We start from the raw sequence: 2,464 nt of genomic DNA on the forward strand, positions 1-2,464 counted from the left end.
GTAAGCGGTCGCTGGCCCCCACTGTCGACTTAGCTTGACGGCTTGAAGTTCCACGGTAGCAGGTCATCGAGGCGGCTTTGTGGATGGCCGGTGGCGATCGCCGTGAGGGTGGCCTTCAGATAGGCAAAGGGCTCAATGCCGTTGATCTTGCAGGTCTCGATCAACGAGGCGATGCGGCCCCAAGCAACGCCGCCTTCGTCGTGACCTGCGAAGAGCGCATTCTTGCGATTGAGGGTGATGGGGCGGATCAGATTTTCGACCCTGTTGGAGTCGATCTCGATGCGCCCGTCGGTCAGGAAGGCTTGCAGCCCTTCCCAGTGGTTATGGATGTAGGTGAGTTTTTCGCCCAACCGGGATTTGGTGGAGATCTTTCGGCGTTGCGCCTGCAGCCAGCCGCCGAAGGCTGCCACCAGCGGTGCGGTGCGGGCTTGGCGGGCCGAGAGGCGCTGGCCGGGCGAGACACCGCGGATGTCGGCCTCGACGGCGTAGAACTCGGCGATGCGGCGCAGCCCCTCAGCAGCGATGTCGGAGCCATCGCGGTCGAAGACTTCCTTTAGTTTGCGCCTTGCATGCGCCCAGCAATGCGCGACCCGAATGGGGGCACCGCCCTTGCGCGAGGGTTTGGTCAGCCGGTTATAGCCTGTGTAACCGTCGATTTGCAGAATGCCATCGAAGCCGGTCAGGAAGGTCTCGGCATTCTCGCCCGCGCGGCCGGGGGCATAGAAGTAGACCACGCCGGGCGGGTCCTCGCCGCCCCAGGGCCGGTCATCGCGCGCCAGTGCCCAGAGATATCCGGTTTTTGTCGTCCCGCGCCCCGGGTCCAGCACCGGGGCCGTCGTTTCGTCCATGAACAGCTTGCCCGACCGTTTGAGATGCTCGGCCAGCCGATCCACCACCGGCGTCAGATGGAATGCGGCCTTGCCCACCCAATCGGCCAGAACGGCGCGGTGCAGATCAAGGCCCGCCCGCGCCAGGATCTGGCTCTGTCTATACAACGGCAGATGGTCCGCATACTTGCTGACCAGCACATGGGCGAGCGTCGCCTCGGTCGGCAGCCCGCCCGTGATCAGGCGGGAGGGTGCTGGTGCCTGAGTGACGCCGTCGGTGCAGGACCGGCAGGCATATTTCGGGCGGACGGTGACGATGACGCGCAGCTGGGCAGGCACGATGTCCAGCCGCTCGCTGCGGTCTTCACCGATCTTGTGCATGATGCCGCAGCCGCAGGGGCAGATCAGGCTGGCGGGCTCGATGACTTCTTCGATACGCGGCAGTGCAGCCGGCAGGTTGCCGATATTGCGCTTCGGCGCGGGCCTGGTCGCCCCCTTGCCCGCCCTGGTGGCCTGCGTTTCCCTCGAAGCCTCGACCTCGGCCAACGCAATGGACAGGTCCTCGAAAGCCAGCTGCCGCTCATCCTCGGTCAGCTTTTCCGACCGCTTGCCATGCAGGGCATGGTTCAGCTCGGCGATCAGGTGCTCCTGGCGTCTAGTGATGTCCTTGAGAGCCGCCACCTCTTCCAGCAACGCCTGAACCGCCGCGCGCTGCGCGTTGGGAATGGCGGAAAGATCGAGAACAGAGGCTGCGAACATGCTCTGATTTTATCAAGGATCTCCGGCAAAAACATGGAAAATCAGACAACTGATTCATTCTGCCGCAGCAGGGGGGCGGGTTTCCAGAGCTTTGACCTTGCGCCAGTCGAGCCCGGCAAACAGCGCCTCAAACTGGGCATGGTTCAGCGCCATGATCCCGTCCTTGACGGCCGGCCAGGTAAAGGTTGTATCCTCCAGCCGCTTGTAAGCCATTACCAGACCGGTGCCGTCCCAATACAAAAGCTTCAGCCTGTCCGCCCGGCGCGAGCGGAACACGAACACCGTGCCGGTGAACGGATCCTTGCGCAGCACCGACGACACCAGTGCAGCCAGGCCATCATGCCCCTTGCGGAAATCGACGGGTTTGGTCGCAACCATGATCCTCACGCGGTTGGAGGGGAAGATCATGGGGTAGCCGCCAGGGCGCGCACGACCATGGCAATCCGCTCCGCCGAGGCCCCGGCTTCCAGACGGATCACCACCGCGCCCGCGACGATCTCCGGCCGGGCCACGGCACCGACATCGGCCCGCGGCGCATCTTCAGCGGGGCCGAGCAACAGCGCCGCAAACTCTACCGGATCTTCAGGAGCAGGCAGCACCAGTCGCCCTTTCCGCGCCAGCGTCCGCCAAGAAGAGACATGGTTCGCCGGCACCCCGTGCCGCCGCGCAACGGTATTCACGGTCACGCCCGGCATCAGCGTCTCCGCCACAATCCGCGCCTTTACCTCATCCGGCCACTTCCGGTTCCGACGGCCGCGGCCGCCAGCCGGGAGAAGCTCCAATGCAGACTCCATGGAGAAACTCCGTCCCAACAATCATCGCGGTCCAATGAACCGATCAGAATGCCGCGCGGAAGGTGGGGGGCAGAGAACGCTTAC

The 2,464-nt window shown here is 64.3% G+C and carries 3 protein-coding genes; all 3 read right to left on the reverse strand.

The window, feature by feature from the left end; all coding sequences use genetic code 11:
• Positions 1-29: 29 nt before the first annotated feature.
• Genes tnpC through ACFOMH_RS20510 form a run of 3 tightly spaced genes read right to left on the reverse strand, consistent with a single transcriptional unit; the run spans position 30 to position 2,296 of the window.
• Positions 30-1,586: an IS66 family transposase gene (gene tnpC / locus ACFOMH_RS20500; protein ID WP_143795163.1), complete on the reverse strand. Its 1,557-nt coding sequence runs from the start codon at positions 1,584-1,586 to the stop codon at positions 30-32.
• A 54-nt stretch (positions 1,587-1,640) separates the two neighbouring features.
• Positions 1,641-1,994, reverse strand: coding sequence for an IS66 family insertion sequence element accessory protein TnpB (tnpB, locus tag ACFOMH_RS20505; protein WP_143795164.1), 354 nt, complete (start codon positions 1,992-1,994; stop codon positions 1,641-1,643).
• The gene (locus ACFOMH_RS20510) at positions 1,991-2,296 is read right to left on the reverse strand and encodes a transposase (RefSeq protein WP_139616678.1); all 306 of its coding nucleotides are present in this window, start codon (positions 2,294-2,296) and stop codon (positions 1,991-1,993) included. The genes tnpB and ACFOMH_RS20510 overlap by 4 nt, the downstream gene beginning before the upstream one ends.
• Positions 2,297-2,464: the final 168 nt, after the last annotated feature.

This window comes from Paracoccus mangrovi (assembly GCF_042648425.1).
GTDB lineage: Bacteria > Pseudomonadota > Alphaproteobacteria > Rhodobacterales > Rhodobacteraceae > Paracoccus > Paracoccus mangrovi.

Bases quoted from the DNA above. Each gene is read 5' to 3' on its own strand.
- tnpB (WP_143795164.1), bottom strand. From the start codon at position 1,994: ATGATCTTCCCCTCCAACCGCGTGAGGATCATGGTTGCGACCAAACCC.
- tnpC (WP_143795163.1), bottom strand. From the start codon at position 1,586: ATGTTCGCAGCCTCTGTTCTCGATCTTTCCGCCATTCCCAACGCGCAG.